The following is a 21128-nucleotide window of genomic DNA, read 5'->3' as shown; positions in this document are numbered from 1 at the left end:
AAGAATCTCTACACGCATACCCCAGTATCACTCGTTGTGACCAGACTCCGGGTCCCGCTTAGATTGCCCAGGTGGGTCCCAGTTGGGTTGACATAGCCAGTCGGCATTGGGTAACCCTCGCGGGCATCGACGTGAAGGTCGCCCAACGTGCGCGACGGACCGAATACTTCCGTCTGCGCGCCGACGCCGTCCCACGAAAAGAGGCAGCCCGGCATGTCGGGTTGAATATTCGCACAGCGGTCGACTGGGACCAGGGCATCCGGCACGCCGACAACCGCCGGGTCCTGCCTGATGGGCGCATCATCGACTACAACAAGACGGTGACCGCACTGAGTGATTCCCATATCCGGCTGACTCCCGCGCAGCTGAAACCCATCGACTCGAGATACCTGTCGTTGGTTGATCGGGAAGTGATCCGTGACCTGTCCGCGACGGGCATGTCGATCCGATCGATCGCGGCGACACTCCGCCGGGCGCCGTCGACGATCAGCCGAGAAATCATCCGCAACAGGCAGAACAATCTCACCTACCTTCCGTATGCGGCCCAGCGCGCTGCCGCCGCACGCCGACCACGGCCCCGGGAAGCGAAGCTCGTGACACAGGAGGGCCTGCGGCAGTTCGTCCAGGAGAAGCTGCAGATCCGCTGGTCTCCGGAACAAATCTGTCAGGCTCTGGTCAAGTGGCGAGTAGCCCTTGTTGGTAGCGCGAGTCCACGTTGTTGGTAGCGCGTTTCCGGGAACACGGTAGCGCTCGGGTTGGGTGGGCTGCTCTGCTGTGAGATGACGACACATGAGGTATTGTCGTTTCATCTTTGGAGGGCGAGTTCATGGCGGACTATCGGAAGATCTTGGTGCTGTTGCTGGAGGAGCGCAGCTACCGCGAGATCGTAGAGATCGCGGGGTGCTCGCACCGTGACGTGGCCCGGGTTCGGCAGAAGGTCGAGGAACGGGGTCTGACCTCGGCGGTCGCGGTCAGCGACACGGAGCTCGCGCAGTGGTTCCCGGACGGGCGCCGGAAAGTATCCGAGGAGTACGTCCAGCCGGATCTGGCCCGGGTGTTGGCGGCGATGAAGCAGAACCGGCACTTCACGTTGCTGTTGGCCTGGCGCCGTTACGTCGACACCAAAGATGCGGGCAAGAAGTATGGGTATTCGCAGTTCTGCGCCCTGTTCACTGACTACCTCCGAACCCACGATCTGGTCGCGGTGCTCCGCCACGAACCGGGCCGGGCGATGCTGGTGGACTGGGCCGGCGACACGATGGACGCCATCGACACCATCACCGGTGAGGTGATCCGGGCGGTGCTGTTCGTGGCAGTGTTGCCGTTCTCCGGGCTGATGTTCTGCCGCGCCTACGCGGATATGAAGTCCCCGGCCTGGCTTGATGCCCACGTTCAGGCGTTCGCGTTCTTCGGCGGCGTGCCGCAGATCGTGGTGCCGGACAACCCCACGACCTCCACTCACCGAACGCATAAGGGTGACGCGGAGCGGGTCGTCAACGCCCGGTATCAGCAACTCGCCGACCACTATCAGACAGCAATTGTCCCGGCCAGAGCCAAGAGACCCCGCGATAAGGCATCAGCCGAGAATGCGGTGAACGTGGTCAACAAACGCGTCATCGGCTATCTCGAGGACGACGTGTTCACGACCCTCACGGAACTGAATGCGGCGATCGACGAGCGGGTGCGGGAGATCAACCATGACATCCGCCGCGCTGACGACACGACCCGGTGGGAGAGGTTCACCACCGAGGAACGGGACCTGCTGGCCCCGTTGCCCGATGCCGGGTTCGAGGACGTTCAGTGGAAGGAGCTGAAGGCGGCCCGGAACTATCACGTCACCGTGGACACACAACGCTATTCCGTGCCCTTCGGACTCGCGGGCAAGCTGTTGCGGGTGCGGCTGACCTCGTCCCAGGTGACCGTCTTCGACGGGCACGAGAGCATCTGCGAACACCCCAGGCTGACGGGCCGGAAAGGCCAGTACTCGACACTGCCGGAACACGTCCCGCCGCAACACCGCAACATCGACGGGCTCTGGTCCAGGCGCTGGTTCACCGACCGGGCCCGCAGCGTCGGGCCGGCAACCGTCACGGTGATCGAGCAGATCCTCGACGCCCAGTGATCGAGGCACAGGGGTATCTGGCCTGCCAGAACATCCTCGACGGGCTCGGCAAAAACAACCGGGAACGACTCGAGGCGGCCTGCCAAGACCTCCTGAACCGCCGGACGCATCCGACCTACTCGACGCTGAAACGGTTGATGGCCGCGATCGACAGCGATGCGAAGAAGCCCCGGCCGGTGGTCCCGGCGGCCTCGACACGCAAACGCGTCAGCACGGTCGTTTTCCGCGAGACCATGCCCGATGTTTATGTTCGCGACGCCTCCCACTACGCACGCGATGAGGAGGGCAAGTGATGTTCACCAGCATCGACTACGACAAGATCCGGGCCCTGCGCGTCACGCATGTCGCGACCCGGCTCGAGGAACTCATCCAAGACGAAGGCAACGACACCCTCACCCCCGAGCAGCTGTTCCTCACCGCGGTCGATGACGCGTTGGAGTCCCGGCGCATCAACAAGGTCGACAAACTCATCCGCCAGGCCGCGTTCCCGATCCCGGGCGCGACCGTCGCCGAAGTCGACTACCGCGACGGACGCGGCATCACCCCGGTCCGGATGCGCCGTTACGCCGCCCACGACTGGCGCTCCGATCCGACGAACCTGCTGATCATCTCGCCCACCGGAGGCGGGAAAACCTACCTCGCCTGCGCACTGGCCATCGGCGCCTGCCAAAGCGAACACTCAGTGCTCTACTACCGGATGGATGACCTCGCCCGCCGGCTCGTCATCGCCCGCGGCAACGGCATCGCGCACCAGAAACTACTCAACGACCTCTCCAACATCGACCTGCTCATCATCGACGACTTCCTCACCGTCGACATCGACAGCGACGCCGCCAGTGACTTGTTCGCGGTCCTCGCGAACCGTGAACACCGGCTGCCGACGATGATCGCTTCCCAGACCGGGCCCGCGCACTGGGTTGCCGAGCTGCCGGACCGGGTCGCGGCGGACTCGATCGTGAACCGCCTGGCCAACAACGCCCGGGTCATCAACCTCGGCCAGATCGACATGCGCCGGCACCGCAACGACCAGGCCCGCGCCCAGGACGGTTACTGGGAGTGACGCCCAGCGGCCCGGGCACCCAGCCCGGGCCGCTACCACCTCGCCAGAACCGCGCTACCAACTACGCGGACTGCCGCTACCATCAAGGGCTACTCGCCATCAAGCGATACCCGACCGACAAGGACATGCGCGTGGTACCAGAGACGATCTATCAGGCGCTCTACGTGCAAGCCAGGGGCGGCCTGCGCCGTGCAGTGCCGGAGGAGCTGCGGTCCGGACGAACACGCCGCAAACCTCAGAAGACCGAATCTGCACGGCGGCCTCGATTCCGCGACCCGATGGTAATGATCGCCGACCGGCCACCCGAAATCGAGGACCGTGCCGTCCCCGGGCATTGGGAAGGCGACCTCATCACCGGCAGACTCAACAAGACCGCGATCGCGACCCTGGTCGAGCGCACCACCCGTTACGTCATGCTCGTCCACCTGCCCGGCGCCCACACAACCGACGCCGTCCGTGACGGTCTGGTGGCCACGATCGGCACGCTGCCGGCACACCTTCGCGGGTCGCTGACTTGGGACCAGGGATCAGAGATGTCGACCCACAAGTCATTCACCACCGCGACAGACATGCCGGTGTATTTCTGCGACCCGGCCAGCCCCTGGCAGCGCGGCTCGAACGAGAACACCAACGGGCTCCTGGAGTGGTCCACGAAAGTTGGACACCGAATTTAGGGTTCCATCTTCAGCGAGTAGTCAGATGTACTCGAAAAGCACGTTGAGTCACTCCGAGGCCGTTTCGGCTGTCGAGTTGTTCGAGCAGGGTTTTACCGCCAAGTCGGTGGCCTTGTCTCTTGACCTTGCCGGGTCTCCGGTCCAAATGTTGCATCAGCGATGGCAGATACGAGGTTCGGGGGCGCTGGTGACGAGAGACCGCAAACAGTACGATTTCGAGATCAAGCTTGAAATCGTGCGCCGCCATGTCAGGGGTGAGTCCGGGAGGGCTCTTTCCGAGGAGTATGGCCTTCCGTCGCCCAGTACCGTGGCGACCTGGACGGGCATTTATCGGCGTGACGGGGAAGATGGGCTACTCCCGAAGCGGCGAGGCAGACCGCCAACGGATCAAAAGGATTCCCCTCCGAAGTCCGAGATCGAGACGCTGCGCTCGGAGAACGAACGGTTGAGCGCTGAGGTCGCCTATTTGGGAAAATTGCGGGCCTTGAGGTCACCGGAACGACGCTGAAAGTTCGAGCTGTCGATGATCTCAAGGCGCACTACCCGTTACCTCTTTTGCTGCTGAGTATTTGACCCCTTGAGCGCCACCTGTTATTGCGGTTGAGCGCCACTGAATATTGCGTTTTAGCGCCACTGGGTATTGCCGGTGAGCGCCAGCGGTTCAGCTCGCGCTCACCGGCGTGGGTCATGCCGCGTTGTCCGCGGTGTGTTCGCGCATGTTGGTGCCGCCGGTCTCGATCCAGATCGTGCGGTGCACTATGCGGTCCATGATCGCGTCGGCGTGAACGCCGGAGCCCAGGCGTTGATGCCAGTCCTTCTTGGCGTACTGGGTGCAGAACACGGTCGAGGTGGTGTCGTAGCGGCGCTCCAGGAGTTCGAGGAGCATGCTGCGGGTGTTGTCGTCTGGCTGGTCGAGCAGCCATTCATCGATCACGTGGAGCGTGAACGCCGCGTATTTCCGGAGGAACTTCTCTTTGCCTCCGGGCTTGTCGCGGCCGGCGGCCCAGGCTTCCTCGAGGTCGGGCATGCGGATGTAGTGCGCTCGATACCGGTGTTGGCAGGCTTGCTTCGCCAGTGCCGATCCGAGGTAGGACTTTCCGGAGCCGGTGAATCCTTGGAACACGACGTTCTGCCGCCTCTCGATGAAGGTGCAGGTGCCCAGCTGGGCGATGATCCCGCGGTCGAGGCCGTGCTGCTCGATGAGGTCGAGCTTGCGGAGGTCGGCGTTGGGGTAGCGCAGCCCGGCCCGGCGGATGAGGCCTTCGACTTTCGCGTGGGTGAACGTCGCGTGCGCGTCATCGACGAGGAGCTTGATCCGTTCCTCGAAAGGCATCCCGAGGGTGAGGGTGTCGTCTTGCGTCTCGAGAGCGTCGACCAGCGAGGTCACTCCCATCTCGCGAAGCTTGCGTTTGCTCTCGCCATCGATGCGCGTCATCGTGTCTCTCCTGCGTGGTAGTCGGCGCCTCTGACCTATCCGGTCGGCTCGGCAGGCGTCTCGGTGACGGGCTCGAACCTCGGCCATCTTCTGCCGGGTTGGTCTTGCCCGGTCTCCAAGATCGGGCGAAGATGCGCATACCGGGGCGACCGGACCCGGGAAGCCAGTGCGATCTGGCAGGCCGCCTCGACCCTCGCCGCCGAGTAGCGGCGGGTAAGTCGTAGTACCGCCAGTGCCGCGTCCAGGCCCTGCTCGTCGACGGGAACGGACTCGAAGATGCGGTTCACGACGGTCACCGTGTTCTCGCCGATGCGACCGGCCCACTCTCGGACCCGGGCCGAGTCCCATTGCCGGTATCGGGGCCCGTTGGGCAGATCGGCGTCATGCGTGCGGTACTCGTTGGTCACGCCTGCAGGCGCCAGCAGATGACTGGTCAGCCGCTCGCTATCGCCGAACACCTCGATCATGCTCTCCGTCACGCGCAGATCCACCGCGCGGCCGATATGAGCGTAGGGCACGGAGTAGAAGTTCTTCTCCCAGACCACGTGGCCGTTCTTCTGCAAGCGGCGCCCATACGTCCACCGGCTGATCTCGAACACGACCGCCGGCAACGGCCGAAGTAGCGGTCGTTCCTCGGCATCGAACACGCTCAAGCGCGAGCCTTGACGTTTCTGGAACGGTTCACGGTTATACGCATCCATCCGTTCATAGACCGCGGCCCGCAACTCGGTCAAGGTGCCGAACTGGCGGTGTCGGAGCCCGGCGATCACCCACGTCGCGACGTGACCGACGGTGTTTTCCACGCTCGCCTTGTCTTTAGGCTTCCGAACTCTTCCCGGCAGCACCGCAGCTGAGTAGTGCGCGGCCAACTCCCGATACGCATCGTTGAGGACCACTTCGCCCTCTGCGGGATGTTTGATCACGCCGGTCTTGAGGTTGTCCGGAACGACCCGAGGCACGCTGCCGCCGAACCAGTCGAACATCGCCACATGCGCGCGCAGCCAGGTCGCCTGCTGCATATCCACTGTTGGTTCCACGAACGCGTATCTGGAGAACGGCAAGCACCCGACAAACAAGAACACCCGCGTCGAAACCCCGGTTATCGGGTCGGTGAGTTGCATCGTCGGTCCGGACCAGTCGACCTCGACCGTCTGCCCGGCCTTATGGCCCACCCGGGACGCGGCGCCGATGACGAGGACATGCTGCTGGTAGTTCTTGCAAAAACGGTCGTATCCCATCGCCGTCTCGGCTGCGGCCCGGCACCGATCAACGTACTCGCCATGCAACAGCTTGAGCGTCACGCCAACCCGCGCGAGCTCACGATGCACGTGCCCCCAATCAGGCTGCGTATGCACGCTTTCATGTGCACCGCGGTCGGGGAACAACCGCGCATACACCGCGGCGTCGTCCAGGCCGGCGACGTCGTCCCAGGTCACTTTTTCCCGATCCGCGGCCTCGAGCACCGCCGCCACACTATGCCGGGACAGTCCCTGCGCGGCGATCTGCCGCCCCGAAAGCCCTTCGCTGCGCAGCCTGAGCACCAGCTTCGCTTTGATCTTCCGTACCATCTGTGATTACTCCTTCTGCCGCGTGATAGAGCACACGGCAGAAGGAGCCTACGAACAGTGGCGCTCAACCCGAATATTCAGTGGCGCTGAAAGACGCGACCCCGACAGCGAGCAAGTGGCGCTCAACCGCAATATTGGTGGCGCTCAGGAACGCAAATACTCAGCTGCAGCTCGCGGACCTTCCCAGGTCAACGTTCTACGACCACCGGCACCGGCTCAGCCGCAGCGACACCCGGGCCGGCATCAAGGAAGCTATCCGTGGCGCATTCGAGGCGGCGAAGAGTGCCTACGGGCACCGGCGCATCCTTGCCGTTCTGCTCCGACAGGGGTGGACGGTGTCTAAAAAGACGGTGCTCAAACTGATGCGCGAGCTCGGGCTGGAATGCCCAGTGCGCAGACGCAAACGGTACAACTCATTCCGAGGAGAAGTCGGGGCGGCGGCCGACAACGTATTGAACCGGCAGTTCGCCACAGAGTCTAGGCACACGAAGTGGGTCACGGACGTGACCGAGTTCAACATCGGCGCCTCGAAGGTCTACCTCTCACCCGTCCTGGATCTCTACGACAACCGGGTTATCTCTGCAACGGCAGGGCCCTCTCCGAGCGTGAAAATGGTCACCGACAGTCTCCGCATGGCAATCGACACACTCACCCCCGCCGAGAAGCCTCTCGTCCACTCCGACCAGGGATTCCAGTACCGCCACACCCTCTGGCGGGACACGTTGCGGGGCGCCGGGCTCACTCAGTCGATGTCTCGCAAGGGCACGTGTCTGGAAAACGCCGTCATGGAGGGGTTCTTCAGCCATCTCAAGGAGGAATGGTTCCGCATCCAGAAACCGGGAACCGTCGACGAGTTCCACACGGGGCTGAACGACTACCTGCGATGGTGGAACACCACCCGAATCCAACAGCGGCTCGGCTACCTCAGCCCCGACGAATACCGCGCCCAAACAACCGCCACCACATAGAGTTCCATTACCGAGTCCAACTTTCGGGGACCACTCCACTCCTGCGCCAGTATTTCCCGAAGGGAAGCGACCTGTCGGTTTATGGCCTCGAGGATCTGGAACGGGTCGCGCAGGAACTGAACGGCCGACCCCGCAAAACGCTCGGCTGGGACACCCCTGCAGAACGATTCCGTGATCTACTAATCAGTACTTAATCAGCGCGGTGTTGCAACGACAGGTGGAATCCAAGCAGTTTTCATGGCCATCAGCGGGCATTTTCCGTGGCCGCCAGTGGGCAGTTCTTCATGGCCCTTGACAGCAAACGAAGTCGGCGATCTCGGGACGGATCACAATGCCATCGCAGTAGAGGCGCGAGAACTCCAGCTTGAGCAGGCAGCGGTAAAGGTCGAGCACTGAGTGTTGGTCAGGGTCATGGTCGAGAAGGACTTCGCGAGAGAGCCACAACTGCTCTTCTGACGCAGCTACATGGAGCAAGAACGAGTCGAGCGCACGGTCCTGGGGACCTGTTCGAGCGTTGTTGCACTCGGCACAGAGGACCGGGAGCTTCAGGTTCTTCGACTTCGGGCCCTGGGTGTGAAGGCGCTCACCGCCCCAGCGTCCGTGCACCAGGTCACGCCAGTCGTCAGGGATGCGAGCAAGGTATGCCCTGAGGAACTTGTGTTCGCCAGTTGTTGCCTCCTTGACCCGACATATCCAGCAGAGCCGAGGGCTGTCAATCGTGGATCCCACCTGAACATAGCCGCGCCCGTCAGGCGAACAAGTAGGAGAGGTTCTCGTTGTAGATGAACCTGATCTCGTCCGGCCCATCGAAGTCGACGTTGCCAGAGACGGCGACGCAGCCCTCATCGCCGTCCTCACTGAACACGTCCGGCATCTTGGTCTTGTTCGCGCCCGCAGCGTTCAGGAACCGGAGAAAGTCCTGCTTGCCAGCCGCCGTCGCAAGGCCCAAGTCGACCTTGCGGCGCGTCACCTTCTCGCGAAGGCGGGCACTTACTTGGCCCTGCTCGTTCATGTACTCCTCGATATAGGCATTCGTGCTCGTGATCTGATTCATAATCGTCCCCTCTGGTGCTTTGACCAACTTATCGTGAGCGGCCAGCATTCTGAGGCGAGGGCCGCGATGGGCCAGCGCGTATCCGAACTCCGGCGTCGTGCTCGATTCGGCGGAGAAAGTACTGCTGCACCTCAACCCACTGAGGGCTCGTTGTGAGGGGTATCCGTCTTCAGGCCGAGATTTTCGGTGAACCCCAGCGTCACCCCCTGTGCTCTGAGCCGTTCGACGAGCGCGAAGAGGTCAGTCGTGGAATTTGCAAGTCGGTCCGGCGACTTGAACCAAATCCTGTCCCCATGACGCAGGTAGGTGAGCATCTCGTGGAGCTTCGCTCGGTCTTCGGTATTCTTGCCCGAAACTCTCTCCAAGAACATCTTCGGTAACAAGGGTTTCAGCTGCGAGATCCGAGAATTCTGTGTGCGCCGCATGGCCTGCTCATCGGGGAGCCTTCCTGGCCAGCCTGGGCGCCCCCTAGCTGGGCATGACAATCAGCTTTTAGGACCGCCAACATCGATGGCTGAAGCCACCCGCCGTCATTGCCGTTGATGATTAGACACGGCGCGGGGACGACAAATTGACTTCGGAGCCTAAGATCTCGCTAATCTGGCCAAATGCTGACATCTGCGAAATCCTCTCAGTTCTTGGGTGTTGTGTTCGTTGTCTTCATGTTGGCGGCCTGCTCGACCAGCGCCGGTCCGCAGTCCAGGGCTGAGAAATGCGTTGCGACGTTGTCGGGGGTCGCTTCAATCAACGTGAAAAGCGAGCAGTCAACGAAAGACCTGATGGCAGTATTGGTCCCACTGATTGCCGAGCCGACCGGCGACTGGAGCCAGATAGTTGATCCCGGGAAATCAGCGGCATCCGCATATCGCGACTTGGCCAAATCCTTTGCCACTTTGGGCGATCTGGCGGCGCCACCGTATTCGGCTGCCGCCGTTGCCGTTTCCGAGTCATACAACGCGGTCGCATCGGGAATGGACGAGTTAGTTGATGCAGCGGGTCAATATTCAGCCGATAGATCCGAGTCGAATCAGGCAGCGCTCGGTACTGCTTGGACCACCGAAAGCACGGCGTTGGCAGCTAACAAGAAGCAGAGAACGGCCGCTGGCCAGTTACCTAGTGACACCTCCTCGATCTGCAACTAACCGCTCCAGCGCTCAAGCTGCCAAAACTGAAAGCTAGCCAATGCTTCCGTCCTTGAGGACGATGTGACGGGGTGAGCCCACGGGAGACTCGGTTGGTCCGCATCGTCGGAATGCACCTGGATCTTCCCTACAGCGACTTCCACGGTTTGCGCTCGCCGCTCGCCGGGTTGCCCATAAATGCGCGTTGCAGGATCGCACTTATCATCCAGGGTAGGTCCGTGTCGTAGACGGATATGTAACAGTCCTGCCACCAAGACGGCAGCCGAAGACCGCGGCGCACTTTGATAGTGGGTAGACCAAGGCCCTTCTCCACTGTGATCGCAGCGCGGACAACGACGACTGCTTTGTTCACAGTCGAGTTCAGTCCGATATGCATCAGACGAAATGCCTCATCCTCACTAATTGCAGGATCCTCTGTGGAGAGCAGCGTAGCATCGGCCGCCAGTTCCAACGGTGAGTGGCGAAACACCCATTGATCCCACTCGGTAAACGGCTCACCCATCACTCCGCGACGTTGGTGATTTTGGCGATCACTGCCTCGCCGGCGTCTATCGCTTGCTGTCTTTGGGGTGCTGGCAGTGAATCCCATTTATTCGCCATCCCGGCATACGTTGACATGGCCCGACACTATCGGACCTGTGCGGTCGCTCGGCTCTTGAAGGGACGTCGATAAGCGGTCGCGCGAAGGTAAGAGCCAGCTTGGGCCGAGGTCTGTGGACGGGCCGGGTACGGTGTTAGAACCGCCGCCAGAACTTACAGCCATCCCAGAGCGACGATGGGCCAGCTCTTGGTACCCGATATCCACGCACTGGCAAGGACGTGGTCGCCAAGCGCTCAAGAAGAACGTAACTTGACTCCTTTCCGAGCAATTCCGCGGTTGCGCGCCGTGTGCAATTATCGACTTCGGCGGCTTCATTCTTGCTGGTAAATGAGTGAGTGCGTTGTGCTCCTGGCTCAGCGTGAGCCCATTAGGCGGAAGCAGATCGTAGCTATGACTCCGAACTTGAATTTTACTTTGATCAGGATATATAACACTCATCGGGTGCACTTCGCACGGGTGCGCTTCCACTGACCACCCGGTCTTGCCTTCCCCCGCGGGTGATGCGAGCATTCGAATCATGATGGAATTACCCTCCCCCGCACCCGCAGATTCCCCTGACGGAACTGGCTCGGAATCGGGGTCGGTCCGCGTCTCGGAAGCCGCTATCCGTCGCCTCGCAGATGCCGTGGCGCGATTGGCGAACGACCCGGAATACTTCGTCGAAGCGCTGACCGACATGCTCATGGCAATGAAGCCGATCTCGATGGAGAGGCTGTCCGCGAATGAAGTCCGCTTCCTGATCGAATCAGGCGCATTCAGCGCCGACGAGTGGGCGGAGACTTCGGCAGCCGTAGACCGAGGAAGCCTGCAGGTTGGTGCAACTGAGGGGTGGCTGTTGGGCCTTTTCGAGACCAGCTCAATGGAGGTCGTCACAGGTTTCCTCGACTGGAACGAGCAAGCCGTTCGCGCTGCCGTCGAAGACGGGCGCCTGTATGCGATCGAGATTTCGGGCCGGCTCCGTTTTCCGACATGGCAGTTCAGTAGATCACCGGAAAGGCTTCTTCCCGGGCTAACCGAGATCATCCGGGTAGTCACCTCTCGATGGAACTGGCAAAGCGTCGCCGGGTTCATGGCAACGCCTCAGTCGAGCCTCGTCGCCGAGGGGCGTCAAACCCCCGTGGAATGGCTCCGTGACGGCGGCGACCTCAACGACGTGATCGAGATCATCGAAGCTTCAGATTGGTCTTGAGCGTCCAACGCCGGCGCCTGATGGAGGCGAGAAGGGCCCATCCCGACAGCGGCGAACACTTTCGAGTTATACGGCTGGGATGCGAGCTTCCGCGTCGCCCTGGTCTGCCAGGTGTAGAGCGAATTGCGGTCGATTGATGTCCTGGGTTATCAGCGACAGGAGGTAGTCGTTCATAGTCATGCCAAGTTCATCTGCTCGGTTACGTGCTGCGACTGCGAGCGGAGTAACGGCGCGCGTGCCAAGTAGCTCGCGCTTGCCTTTTGACGGACGCCCACCTCGTGAAGTTCGCATGGGCATAGTCAAGCATTGTTCGGGATCCTGTTCTCGGCATGAGAGAGCGTCTCCCGCGCAAGAGCCGCTTCACGTCAGCCCGATTGTGCTCACATATGAGCGGACTACAAATGGGAAGCCTCGCCAAATAAAATTAAACATCGCGGAATTCTTGACCATGAGTGGTGGCGCAGTTCAACCGGGCGAGAGGACGCAAATGACAAGAGCAAACTGGCGCGATGAGTGGCCCGCATTTCGAGTCAGGCTCGTCGACGAGACTGCCCGCTGTCATGCCGATCAGCAATCGGCGGCGACGGGCGGGGAACAACCACCCTGGAAAGCGCTCACGAGTGAGCAACGAGACAATCTGGCCGAGAACATCGCTGGCATTTTCCTCGCTCAAGATCAGGCGATGAACAACCTAGTTGAGCGGGGTCTGGTCCCTTGAATGGAGGTGCAGCGTTGCGCGAGATTCTCGTGCCGACTGCCTCCCCCATTCCTCCTGACGAAACGCAGGTCATCGTTGCGGGCGATTGGCATGGCAACAGCTCCTGGGCCGGCAAGGCCATCCCATCGATCGCCCGAAATTCCCCAGAGGTACGAACGATCCTGCATGTCGGCGACTTCGGAATATGGCCCGGCGCTTCCGGCCGCAAGTTCCTCGACGCCGTCGACTTCTGGTGTGCCCGGGCCGGAATCACTCGCGTGCTCGTGACCCCGGGGAATCACGAGCACTGGGGTTGGCTCGACCGTGAATTCCACGCTCGCCCCGGTAAGCCCGCGGCGCTGAGCCCAGTGGTCGCAGTGCTTCCTCGCGGCTATCGCTTCGAGATCGGGCACAGGACCTTCGCGTCGTTCGGCGGCGCGGCTTCAGTGGACTTCGAGATGCGATCAGAGGGCATTGACTGGTTCCCTAGTGAGCTACCCACGAAGCATGATGTTGCACGTGCAGTGGCTGGTGGCTATGCGGATGTCTTACTCACGCACGAAACCATTGATGGGGGCACCCCTGCTACGGAATCCGTGCTTCGCCGCAATCCGATGGGCTGGAGCACGGAAGCCCTGGACTACTCAAGCCGGTCGCGCGCACTCGTGACGGAGGTCTGGAAAGGTACCTCGCCGCAAATGCTGTTCCACGGCCATATGCACTAGGCAGACGAGGTCACTTTGCCCTCCGGGCAGCAAGTTGTTTCCCTGGGGCGTGACGGCCAGGCGCGGAATCTTGCTCTCCTCGATCTGTCGAGCTTGGCTTTGCAATGGCTCCAGAGCCGCCCGAAGACGCCGCGATTTCGACGAACGAGAGGTTGAGAGAGCCAGTGCCCGACATCATCCGGGAACCGTCCGTGAACATGGGCGACATGGAGATCTCGGAAAACAGAATCGAGAAAACACCATGACGCCCAACGCAGAGGCAAGGACCTGGACTTACTCGATCCTCGCCTTGTTCGCCGAAGCCGTGCAAGTTGGTGAACTCTCTACCGGCTTAGACATACTCGCCGGGCTGAACGAATCGCAGTTAGTCGACGTGATCAACATCAGCGTCACCGTACTCGACCGAGGCATGGATGGTCAGAAATCCCCGGCGCTCCCGCTCGTCTATCAAACTTCGGCGGTATCACCATTCTTCCCGCCTCAGAGCGTGACGTTCGCTGTTACGCCAGTCCCGCTCGCGGCGTCATTGTCTCTGTCTGGAACAGAAAGACGGATGCACTCCTCACAGATATTGCACTTCACACGGTTGTAGCATCGACGCAATGGACTTCTTACCTGCCGTCATCGGAGCGCTGGCACTCCTCGCCGTCTTTGTCGTGGCGGCTATTGTTGTCGCCCTCGTTTGGCAACTTTTGAAGATGTGGCGCATCGGCCGCGAGGCACGCGCCGCTGAACGCCGCGAACATGAGGCTGCGGAACTCGAAAGAACCGTTCGGCGCAAGTTGCTCGAGTCGGGATTTGGCGCTGACGAAATTGACGATGCGCTGAACGACACTCTCATCAATCACGCTGAGCCCCAGAACGACGCAGAGGAGTCCGACCGGTCGTAACAGATCGAACTCCTCGACGTGCGGGGCTTAGCCCGAGGGCTTATTTGCCCGCGGCGTGAGCATTCCTATTTGACGTACTGCACGTCCAAGGAACTTGCCTGGTTGTTGAATGCTCCGAGGTTGGGCGCGTACTTGACCGGCCCGTAGCTTGAGCCCGAGAAGTTGACGTCCAACCAGAGGCGCAAGGAACAGTGGTTGTACCCCTGATACGAACTGATCCGGTCGCTCCACCCTCCCGAGAGGGGAATGAAGGTGACCAGGTTAGGGATGTCGCCATAGGTGTAGCTCCCCGGCGACGGGCAAGGGTTGGACGTGGCAGACGTCGTGTGCGCCCAGGAATCCCCGGTGTAGGCGTCGCCGTCGTACCACGTCGCCATCAAGTAGTTGGACGTGAGGGCGGTCGTGCGTGCCGCGGCCCTGGCGCTCAGTGCCGCCGCGGGCGCCTTCAGGGCGGATGGCACTTCGCCTTCGAGGACCACGTTGTAGTCGTTCAGCAGCTTCAGCGCGAGTGCCGGCTGGGAATCGGCACAGGCCGACTGCCCGGTAGCCGCATCATCCCAGCACGCCTGCGTGGCAGGGGCCTTCGTTGCACTCGGAATCAGCGTGGACGCCGATGCTGACGTGCTCACGCCGCCAATGAGTGCAAGGGCTCCGATCGTGCTGATGAGCAGCGTCATAAAAGGTCGCTTCATTACTTCCCCCAACTATTTCTGTTGCCTGCAAAGCGCCATTGACTAGGCCGAACAAGTCGCGCGACCCCCCCCCACGCATTAGCAACTGAACAATAGCCTGCCACAAGGCTAGGTGAGAGACCATCCCCCATTTATCAATAATGGCCAGCAAATTTTCTCACGTCTCAGCGGTGTTGAGCCACGCTCAGTCGAACCACGTCGGGTCGAGTTGGTCGCCCGTCTCTCAATTCACCTATCTGGAGTTCGTCATGACTCAGCGTCCACTCTTGCTGCTGGTGAACTACTTGGCCCGGTTTCAATGTCCCGTCGAACGGTGGGATATCCACCTTCAGGATGAGACGCCGTAGAAACAGCTTCCATGCATAAATAGGCCAACTCCAGATCGCCGGAAATTCGAGCCAGCGCGAACACATCGGCGCTCAAGGCAAGAACGGACGTAGACGCCCAATAGTAGTGATACGTGCGATTATCGTGGGTAAAAAACCACACCCTTGAAGTGAGATGAGGCTGCGCAGAAATGTGGGTGTGCGACGCGTCACACGCTTGAACTGGGACCATGAATGCGCGGTGCTGGCTCCGGGCTGCGTCGGCGTCTGCAGCCAGACCCGTATGCTGACCGAGTGACCGACTACCAGCCGACCGAGAGGCGCTTAGCGCAGTGGCTCCTCTCCTTTGGCCGGAGCGTCGATCAACGATCTGGCTGGCTGATTCCAGTTCTTACGGTTGCCGCCGGATTCATGCTCGCCGTTGCAGGCACCTCGGCCTGGTGGCTGATACCTGGCGGTCTTGCTTCACTTGCTGTGGTGGTACTCGAAATCGTTCGATACCGGTGGCGGCGATCGTTCGACGAGGACACCGAGAAGGCGGCGGCCCTGAGGCTGGCCGAGACTGAGGCTGCAGCAAATCAACGTGTGGTCGACCTCGCATTACGCCACAGCGTTCTGGCGGACACCTTTGCCGAGATCACCTCGGCAGCCGCCGACATGGCCGATATGGGAAAGGCCGACCGTAAAGCATTATTTGGGGAGCTGGCCAAGCAGGCGGTCAATGCGATCGTCTGGGTCGTCCATGCTGACGTCGCTGGTTTACGAGCGGTGGTCTACGAAGTCAATGACAATGACGATGGTCTCGATATGGTCCGTTGGAACTCGAATCGACACCGCACTCGGCCGAATCCGTTCGTACCAGGGACAAACCGGGCAATCAAAGCTTTGGATCTGCTCAAGCGCGGCGAGAGTGTGTTCGTTGACGACATCGCTAACGCCTCAGCCAATGAGTGGGCTGGCTCCGGAGTCGGTTACAACACCTTCATCACTAGCGTGATCGCCTCCCCGACAGGCTCGTATGGCCTATTGACCGTTGATGCCCCCGAGACGGACGACCTCACCGAAGACGATGAAAATGATCTTCGTCTAATTGCGGGGATCCTTGCCATGATTTTCGCTGAGTATCGGCGCCGTTGAGTAAGGTTGCCGCGGTCCCAGACCTGGCGTGTGGATCTATCGAATTGTCAGTGAGAGGACATAGAGTGACGACATGACCATTTCGACGCCCGGGAAGATAGAGCGCATGCCAATGCGCTCCACTCGTTTGCGCGACTTGAGCAACGAGAACGTTCGCAACCAGATCGTCTCGGAGGCGCGCAAAGACGCGAGTTCAACGCTCATTCGCAATCGTCGCGCCGCGACTCGTACGAAACAAGTTAGCTAGCTAGAACGTAGCTTTGGTGGCGCTAATTGGCGTCATCGAAGAGCTCGTCCGAGATGCCGTCCCTCACTCGGAATATCACGTTTGCCATCTTTGCGTCCTCAGACCGACGGTCATCGGTTGCTCAGGAGTTTTCGACCCGCTGCCGTTTCTTGCGGCCCAGCACGGTCAGCGGGGTCAGCGGGGTCAGCCTGGACCAAGCCCAGTGGCGCCCACCCTTCGGCGTCAGCGTGGACGCGAGCGACGTCTACGCCCCGGCTGCGGACACGTTTCCGTCAGCGGCCTTCTGCACGTAATACTCATCGCACGGGAAACCGCCGGCCATCAACCGCGTTTCCGTCGCGATAGCCTCTGAAACTTCCGCTGAACCCAGCTCACCGTTGAGCTGCCTCGTGTACAGATCACGCAGAAAAATCTCGTATCTGGTCATCAGATATTCAAGGTCGGCCCATTTAATGTCATAGCCGGCCTTCACGAACTCGAGCTCGCTGATCTCCTCACGGAGACGCCGTTCACGGAGCGCGTTATATGCCCGTGCACCCTCGGCCGTGAACACTCGCGTCTTCGGTGTGGCGGGTGTCTTCGGCTTGCCGGTCACCGCCCACCCCAACAGCCCCATAAAAACCAGCACGCCGAAGCCAATCACGGCGAGGACTGAGAGAAAAAGGAAGAGGATCACAGCTGAAACCTAACACCTGCCGTGGACCGTCTCGGTGCGCAACCACAGGCGGAAGACCTCGTCGGCGGGGCTTTCGGGAGCTACCGGCTCGAATGGATCAGCGTGGCACCCAGCGAGGAACCAGCAGGCAGACACGAAGCGAAGCCAAGCAGGCGCGACCCTTCTAGCTGGATTCGTCGCCTACGCGACGCAGGACCACTTTCGGGCTATCGCTTGGCGCGACGCTCTGCTTCCCCGATGAGTTTCGCCGCGTGCTCGACGAGCGCTTGGGCAGCGTCACGGCGGACACTGTCGGTTCCATACTGGTAGCTGCTTTTGTCAGCCAGGAGCGCGCCCAGATGTTTGCGCGGCGCAGCGTCCGGCTGAGTTGCTTCTTCGAGAAGGGCCATGGCGTCGCTGTGGTTTGCGCTGCGGGAGCAATGTCCAAGGACGACGCCGCAGATGACGTCTGAAGCGGCGATACCCGCGTTCACCGCGTTCGAGCCCCCCACCTTCCAGGAGGACACGGCGTTCTCTTCGACGTACATCTCCGCAGCCTCGAGAAACTTCCGTGCGTCCGCGAGCCGAGCCTGGATCGCAGCCCGGTCCATGTTCTGGCGCTTGGACGTCTGGCGTGCCACTACTGGTGGGCCATTACTGCTGTCGGGAGCGCTGTCGGGAGTTCACCGATCAGGACTTCGCTGTCGTTCAGCCACAGGTCGACGAGCGCGTCGCCGCGTCCTGCGGATTCCACGAGGCCATCCACGGTGATCTGGATCACCTGCGCCGGGTTACCAGTCCAGAGTTCTACGTTTCGCCCCAACTCGTAGACGAAGTCCTCACGGAGACTCGCGGTTATCTCGTTCGGGTACACGACCAGCAGGTCGACGTCGGAGTCAGCCGTCGCGTTACCTCGTTCGACCGATCCAAAGAGGACGACCGCTGTGCCGTCCGGGGCGCTGCTGCGGGCGAGATTGCGGATGCGCTGACGGAGCTCGGTCAAAGCGTTGATCGTAGTCTCCACGGCCGACCAGAGTAGATGCGCTCGATTCACCCGGTAGAGCGTCTCGGCCTGCCGGGTCGTAGCGAGCACGAGCCCGGCCTGCGCCAGACGAGCCAAAGCTCCCTGCACTCCCCTGATGCTCACTGTTCCGCCGAGGATACGTTCGATCTGGCGGCCGTTCACCGACGCATCCCCGCGCGCGAGGGCTGTCAGGACGGCGCCCTCAGTCCGACCGAAGACAGTGACAAGTGGCATCCCGAGATCCATCGAATCCTCCAAGCGGGCTGTGAAGCTGATACCTCCATGATACATGTGATACCGAAATGACTCAAGTGTTCAGGGAACTTTCGGATAGGGATCCGGACTTCTGGGCGTTGACGTCCGGCGTGGTGGGGGCAGTGGTAGCTGAGCGGATACCGCAGAGCGACGTTGTCGGCCTTGCTTTGGGCATACGCAGCGTCGTGGTCGTCGGCGCGGCTCTCGTGCTCGACGACCGGAGCCATGCGACGGGCGGTGCTCGAACACGTGGCGCAGCGCTGTGGGATGCTGGTGAATTTGTCGAGCTCTCGTAGTGTATTCAGGGCGGCTTCCGCACAAACAGATACCACCGCACGCCTTCGTGGACTTGCGATTACTCGAAGTCGAACAGCTCGAATGTCTCGCCTGGCATCCAAAGCTTGGTTGCAATCCGCAGATCGTGGTTGACCGTGAGCGTGGCCTGAAACTCAGCCTGCTCCATGTGGATCAACGTGATTTCCGTCTCATGTCCGGCGCGCGCGGCGTCCACCATCCGCCACGTGTCTCGCGGACGGCCCCAGAAGAATGCGGACATGGGGAACACCAGCCACAAAGCGGGCGGAACACGGCGAGCATCGCGAATAGAACGTTCAATTTCCTTGCGACCGCTCGTCAACGTATAGAGGCCGTCGACCGTCCGACGCTCGACAATATCTTCGTCTCGGCGGGCGACTGTCCACTCATTGCTCTCCGGCGTTGCGGTTATCACGCTCAGCGTGTCGTTCCCATTGCGTGTTGTGCGCAACGTTGCCTGTATCCGTGGGTGGTGGTCCCAGTCGGTCAGAACGCTTATAGCTTCGATCAGAGGGCTGATGTTGGATGCCAATTCATAATCCTTCGTTGAGGTAGATACGTTTGACGATGGCACGCTCTCCAGCTGAAATTAGCGCTTTTAGCCTCTTGTCAGGACCTCCGCTCTTCAGGTACCTTACTGAACAGCCTCGAAGGAGAGAAATACAACCTACCGTGAACGGAATCCGATGTTCAGAAGATTTTTCCGATTCGAGACTGCTGCAGCAGTCGCCGGACTCATCGCGTCCACTCTCGTCTTCGGCGCGAGCCACGCAGCAGTAGCCGACGATATCGTGCAACCGCAAATCTCCGGCGCTGAATCCGCGGTCGTCCACACTGAATGCTTGTCCGACGTGAACGCCCTGCTCGACGACACCGTCGTCGCAGCCGCGGTCGACCAGTCAGGGTCCGATGCTGTCAACTATGTGTGTGCCGACAACGCCGTGTCAGTTGAAGCCACGCAGGCGAAGGCAAGCGAGGAGCTTTTCTCGGCGGTCAAAAATACCGACACCGGAGTGATCACGGACTTGACGGGGCTGTCCGACGCAGAGGTTGCCGAGGCTGCTGTGCCTGTGGTGCTTGACGCACCGGAGGCAACGCCCGTCACCCCGCAAAGCTATCCACGCCCGGCGTCCTCGAGCCCGCAGTTCATCTTTGCTTCGACGGCGGTGAACAAGCGAGCATTTTCTCTTGCATCAACGACGGTCAACACACAGTACCGGTCTAGTGGTTCCACGATCATCGACTACGGACAGGTGAGCAACCAAGGCAACACGTTTCACGCGCAAATTCGAGTGAGCATGCTGCTTAGCCTCGTTTTTGTGAAACACACGGTTCAAATCTCGTACACGCCCTTGTCCGCGAGGCCGGTGAGCGTTCAGATCCCAATCCGAATGCAGCGCGTCGCCTGGCCCTTCGATCAAACTGTGGATAGCACGGTCGCTAACGGTGGCACCTCATCGACGTCCAGCTACACCTCGCCGTTGATGAACATCTACACGGTGGCGAGATCGACCGACAAGTACTACGTAGAGCAGTACAACACCGTACTACTCGACCGTTTTGCCGGCAGGTTCAACGTGGTGGCGTCGTTCCGTCTCCCCACGTTCCAGTGCTACAAGACGGTCCAGTGCAAATACCCCAATGGGAGAGCTGCCTGATTCGAGTATCGACAGCAGGGCGTTCAGCATCGGCGACGACGTCTTGATGCCGGACAGCCTACTCCATAGGCGAGGCGCCCGTGCGGCGCGCGCCGTCCGCGGGTTTGCGTTCGCCAAAATACGCCCACTCAACGACGGTGCTAAAGCCAGGTCGAGATGTTTCGACCACTAGTTAGCGCAACGAATACCGCAGCGGTACCTCGCTAGCCAGGCTCCGACGAGACGACCTCGTGGTCGTCGGCGCGGCTCTCGCGGTGGATGACCGGAGCCATGTGGTCGTTGGCGCTCGCGCACGTCGCGCAGCGCTGTGGGATGCTCGCGAATCTGCTGGCGTAGCGGAATTTGTCAAGGTGAATGAGGCCAGCGTGAGTTTAGGCGGCTAGTTTCGGCTCGTCTTCTTGAGCTTCGGCGGGCTTGTTGATCCAGGCCGTGTCGGGGGTGGCGAGGATCTTCGGGTCGCAGCTGGTGCTGAAGCACTCCGGGTGCCGGGCCCGTGCCGCGGAGAGGGTCGCGGCCCGTTCGGCGGCCTTGCCGGCGGCGAGGCCGTAGTGGACGTCGGCAGGGGTGTTCAGCCCGATACCGGTGTGCCGGTGGCTGTGGTTGTAACCCTCGACGAAGGTATTCATGAATCGTCGGGCATCGCCGAGACTGCCGAAGCGTTCCGGGAACACCGGGGCGAATTTGAGCGTCTTGA

25 protein-coding genes and 3 pseudogenes are annotated in these 21128 nt (G+C 61.0%); 17 read left to right on the top strand and 11 right to left on the bottom strand.

Annotated features, from left to right (window positions below):
• The first annotated feature begins 131 nt into the window (after positions 1 to 131).
• From E3O50_RS03630 to E3O50_RS03610, 6 genes and pseudogenes are all read left to right on the top strand, one after another.
• Positions 132 to 725 (top strand): helix-turn-helix domain-containing protein, encoded by a 594-nt coding sequence (locus tag E3O50_RS03630; RefSeq protein ID WP_166790678.1) that lies wholly within the window; start codon positions 132 to 134, stop codon positions 723 to 725.
• Positions 726 to 811: 86 nt separating this feature from the next.
• A complete protein-coding gene (gene istA / locus E3O50_RS03625; RefSeq protein ID WP_198413647.1) occupies positions 812 to 2122 on the top strand; it encodes an IS21 family transposase in 1311 nt (436 codons plus the stop codon).
• A complete protein-coding gene (locus tag E3O50_RS19435; RefSeq protein WP_198413648.1) occupies positions 2119 to 2415 on the top strand; it encodes a hypothetical protein in 297 nt (98 codons plus the stop codon). Before istA (E3O50_RS03625) ends, E3O50_RS19435 begins: the two co-directional genes overlap by 4 nt.
• The gene (locus tag E3O50_RS03620) at positions 2415 to 3182 is read left to right on the top strand and encodes an ATP-binding protein (RefSeq protein ID WP_134559698.1); all 768 of its coding nucleotides are present in this window, start codon (positions 2415 to 2417) and stop codon (positions 3180 to 3182) included. Before E3O50_RS19435 ends, E3O50_RS03620 begins: the two co-directional genes overlap by 1 nt.
• 98 nt (positions 3183 to 3280) lie before the next feature.
• Positions 3281 to 3823 (top strand): annotated as a pseudogene (locus E3O50_RS03615) (IS30 family transposase); the annotation flags it as partial.
• Between the two features lie 58 nt (positions 3824 to 3881).
• Positions 3882 to 4364, top strand: coding sequence for a helix-turn-helix domain-containing protein (locus tag E3O50_RS03610; protein ID WP_134564547.1), 483 nt, complete (start codon positions 3882 to 3884; stop codon positions 4362 to 4364).
• A gap of 177 nt (positions 4365 to 4541) precedes the next feature.
• Here E3O50_RS03610 and E3O50_RS03605 read toward each other — a convergent pair whose 3' ends face one another.
• Positions 4542 to 5291 carry an ATP-binding protein gene (locus E3O50_RS03605; protein ID WP_134559273.1) on the bottom strand — a complete coding sequence of 250 codons (750 nt, stop codon included), beginning with the start codon at positions 5289 to 5291 and terminating at the stop codon, positions 4542 to 4544.
• Positions 5292 to 5326: 35 nt separating this feature from the next.
• Positions 5327 to 6859: an IS21 family transposase gene (gene istA, locus E3O50_RS03600; RefSeq protein WP_134559271.1), complete on the bottom strand. Its 1533-nt coding sequence runs from the start codon at positions 6857 to 6859 to the stop codon at positions 5327 to 5329.
• Between the two features lie 80 nt (positions 6860 to 6939).
• On the opposite strand from istA (E3O50_RS03600), the gene E3O50_RS03595 reads away from it, so the two are divergent.
• Both E3O50_RS03595 and E3O50_RS19570 read left to right on the top strand, forming a co-directional pair.
• Complete coding sequence (locus tag E3O50_RS03595; RefSeq protein ID WP_134559269.1) at positions 6940 to 7827, top strand: IS3 family transposase; 888 nt, start codon at positions 6940 to 6942, stop codon at positions 7825 to 7827.
• 38 nt (positions 7828 to 7865) lie between these two features.
• Positions 7866 to 8223: pseudogene (locus E3O50_RS19570) on the top strand (hypothetical protein); the annotation flags it as partial.
• A 352-nt stretch (positions 8224 to 8575) separates the two neighbouring features.
• On the opposite strand, the gene E3O50_RS03585 reads toward E3O50_RS19570, so the two are convergent.
• Both E3O50_RS03585 and E3O50_RS03580 read right to left on the bottom strand, forming a co-directional pair.
• Entirely contained in the window at positions 8576 to 8881 is a 306-nt protein-coding gene (locus tag E3O50_RS03585; RefSeq protein ID WP_134559267.1) for a hypothetical protein, read from the bottom strand.
• 131 nt (positions 8882 to 9012) lie between these two features.
• Positions 9013 to 9306 (bottom strand): recombinase family protein, encoded by a 294-nt coding sequence (locus E3O50_RS03580; RefSeq protein WP_134559265.1) that lies wholly within the window; start codon positions 9304 to 9306, stop codon positions 9013 to 9015.
• 183 nt (positions 9307 to 9489) lie between these two features.
• Between E3O50_RS03580 and E3O50_RS03575 the strand changes: the two genes are divergently transcribed.
• Positions 9490 to 10023 (top strand): hypothetical protein, encoded by a 534-nt coding sequence (locus tag E3O50_RS03575; protein WP_134559263.1) that lies wholly within the window; start codon positions 9490 to 9492, stop codon positions 10021 to 10023.
• Positions 10024 to 10150: 127 nt separating this feature from the next.
• On the opposite strand, the gene E3O50_RS03570 is transcribed toward E3O50_RS03575, so the two are convergent.
• A complete protein-coding gene (locus tag E3O50_RS03570) occupies positions 10151 to 10528 on the bottom strand; it encodes a hypothetical protein (protein ID WP_134559261.1) in 378 nt (125 codons plus the stop codon).
• Between the two features lie 613 nt (positions 10529 to 11141).
• Between E3O50_RS03570 and E3O50_RS03565 the strand changes: the two genes are divergently transcribed.
• From E3O50_RS03565 to E3O50_RS03550, 4 genes are all read left to right on the top strand, one after another.
• The gene (locus tag E3O50_RS03565) at positions 11142 to 11813 is read left to right on the top strand and encodes a hypothetical protein (protein WP_134559259.1); all 672 of its coding nucleotides are present in this window, start codon (positions 11142 to 11144) and stop codon (positions 11811 to 11813) included.
• A 732-nt stretch (positions 11814 to 12545) separates the two neighbouring features.
• On the top strand, positions 12546 to 13235 hold the full coding sequence (locus tag E3O50_RS03560) for a metallophosphoesterase (RefSeq protein ID WP_166790654.1): 690 nt from the start codon (positions 12546 to 12548) through the stop codon (positions 13233 to 13235).
• Between the two features lie 241 nt (positions 13236 to 13476).
• Complete coding sequence (locus E3O50_RS03555) at positions 13477 to 13827, top strand: hypothetical protein (RefSeq protein WP_134559256.1); 351 nt, start codon at positions 13477 to 13479, stop codon at positions 13825 to 13827.
• 10 nt (positions 13828 to 13837) lie between these two features.
• The gene (locus E3O50_RS03550) at positions 13838 to 14125 is read left to right on the top strand and encodes a hypothetical protein (RefSeq protein WP_134559254.1); all 288 of its coding nucleotides are present in this window, start codon (positions 13838 to 13840) and stop codon (positions 14123 to 14125) included.
• A gap of 65 nt (positions 14126 to 14190) precedes the next feature.
• Here E3O50_RS03550 and E3O50_RS03545 read toward each other — a convergent pair whose 3' ends face one another.
• Positions 14191 to 14817, bottom strand: coding sequence for a hypothetical protein (locus E3O50_RS03545; RefSeq protein WP_134559252.1), 627 nt, complete (start codon positions 14815 to 14817; stop codon positions 14191 to 14193).
• A 620-nt stretch (positions 14818 to 15437) separates the two neighbouring features.
• Between E3O50_RS03545 and E3O50_RS03540 the strand changes: the two genes are divergently transcribed.
• Positions 15438 to 16280, top strand: coding sequence for a hypothetical protein (locus E3O50_RS03540; RefSeq protein WP_134559250.1), 843 nt, complete (start codon positions 15438 to 15440; stop codon positions 16278 to 16280).
• Positions 16281 to 16353: 73 nt separating this feature from the next.
• Entirely contained in the window at positions 16354 to 16527 is a 174-nt protein-coding gene (locus E3O50_RS19050) for a hypothetical protein (RefSeq protein ID WP_166790653.1), read from the top strand.
• A gap of 244 nt (positions 16528 to 16771) precedes the next feature.
• On the opposite strand, the gene E3O50_RS03535 is transcribed toward E3O50_RS19050, so the two are convergent.
• From E3O50_RS03535 to E3O50_RS03525, 3 genes are all read right to left on the bottom strand, one after another.
• Positions 16772 to 17203, bottom strand: a complete 432-nt coding sequence (locus E3O50_RS03535) for a hypothetical protein (protein WP_134559248.1) — start codon at positions 17201 to 17203, stop codon at positions 16772 to 16774.
• A 206-nt stretch (positions 17204 to 17409) separates the two neighbouring features.
• On the bottom strand, positions 17410 to 17823 hold the full coding sequence (locus E3O50_RS03530) for a hypothetical protein (protein ID WP_134559247.1): 414 nt from the start codon (positions 17821 to 17823) through the stop codon (positions 17410 to 17412).
• Entirely contained in the window at positions 17823 to 18440 is a 618-nt protein-coding gene (locus tag E3O50_RS03525) for a nucleotidyltransferase domain-containing protein (RefSeq protein WP_166790652.1), read from the bottom strand. The genes E3O50_RS03530 and E3O50_RS03525 overlap by 1 nt, the downstream gene beginning before the upstream one ends.
• 68 nt (positions 18441 to 18508) lie before the next feature.
• On the opposite strand from E3O50_RS03525, the gene E3O50_RS03520 reads away from it, so the two are divergent.
• On the top strand, positions 18509 to 18757 hold the full coding sequence (locus tag E3O50_RS03520) for a hypothetical protein (RefSeq protein ID WP_134559243.1): 249 nt from the start codon (positions 18509 to 18511) through the stop codon (positions 18755 to 18757).
• A 59-nt stretch (positions 18758 to 18816) separates the two neighbouring features.
• On the opposite strand, the gene E3O50_RS03515 is transcribed toward E3O50_RS03520, so the two are convergent.
• Entirely contained in the window at positions 18817 to 19308 is a 492-nt protein-coding gene (locus tag E3O50_RS03515) for a hypothetical protein (protein ID WP_134559241.1), read from the bottom strand.
• 154 nt (positions 19309 to 19462) lie between these two features.
• Here E3O50_RS03515 and E3O50_RS03510 point away from each other — a divergent pair, with 154 nt between their 5' ends.
• Positions 19463 to 20434 (top strand): hypothetical protein, encoded by a 972-nt coding sequence (locus tag E3O50_RS03510; protein ID WP_134559240.1) that lies wholly within the window; start codon positions 19463 to 19465, stop codon positions 20432 to 20434.
• Between the two features lie 371 nt (positions 20435 to 20805).
• On the opposite strand, the pseudogene E3O50_RS03505 reads toward E3O50_RS03510, so the two are convergent.
• Positions 20806 to 21128, bottom strand: a pseudogene (locus E3O50_RS03505) (IS3 family transposase); the annotation flags it as partial.

Origin of the sequence: Cryobacterium sp. MDB1-18-1 (genome assembly GCF_004402735.1) — a bacterium.
GTDB classification, from domain to species: domain Bacteria; phylum Actinomycetota; class Actinomycetes; order Actinomycetales; family Microbacteriaceae; genus Cryobacterium; species Cryobacterium glucosi.
Note: the sequence above shows the minus strand (reverse complement) of the source record. Positions and strands in the feature narration are given on the sequence as shown.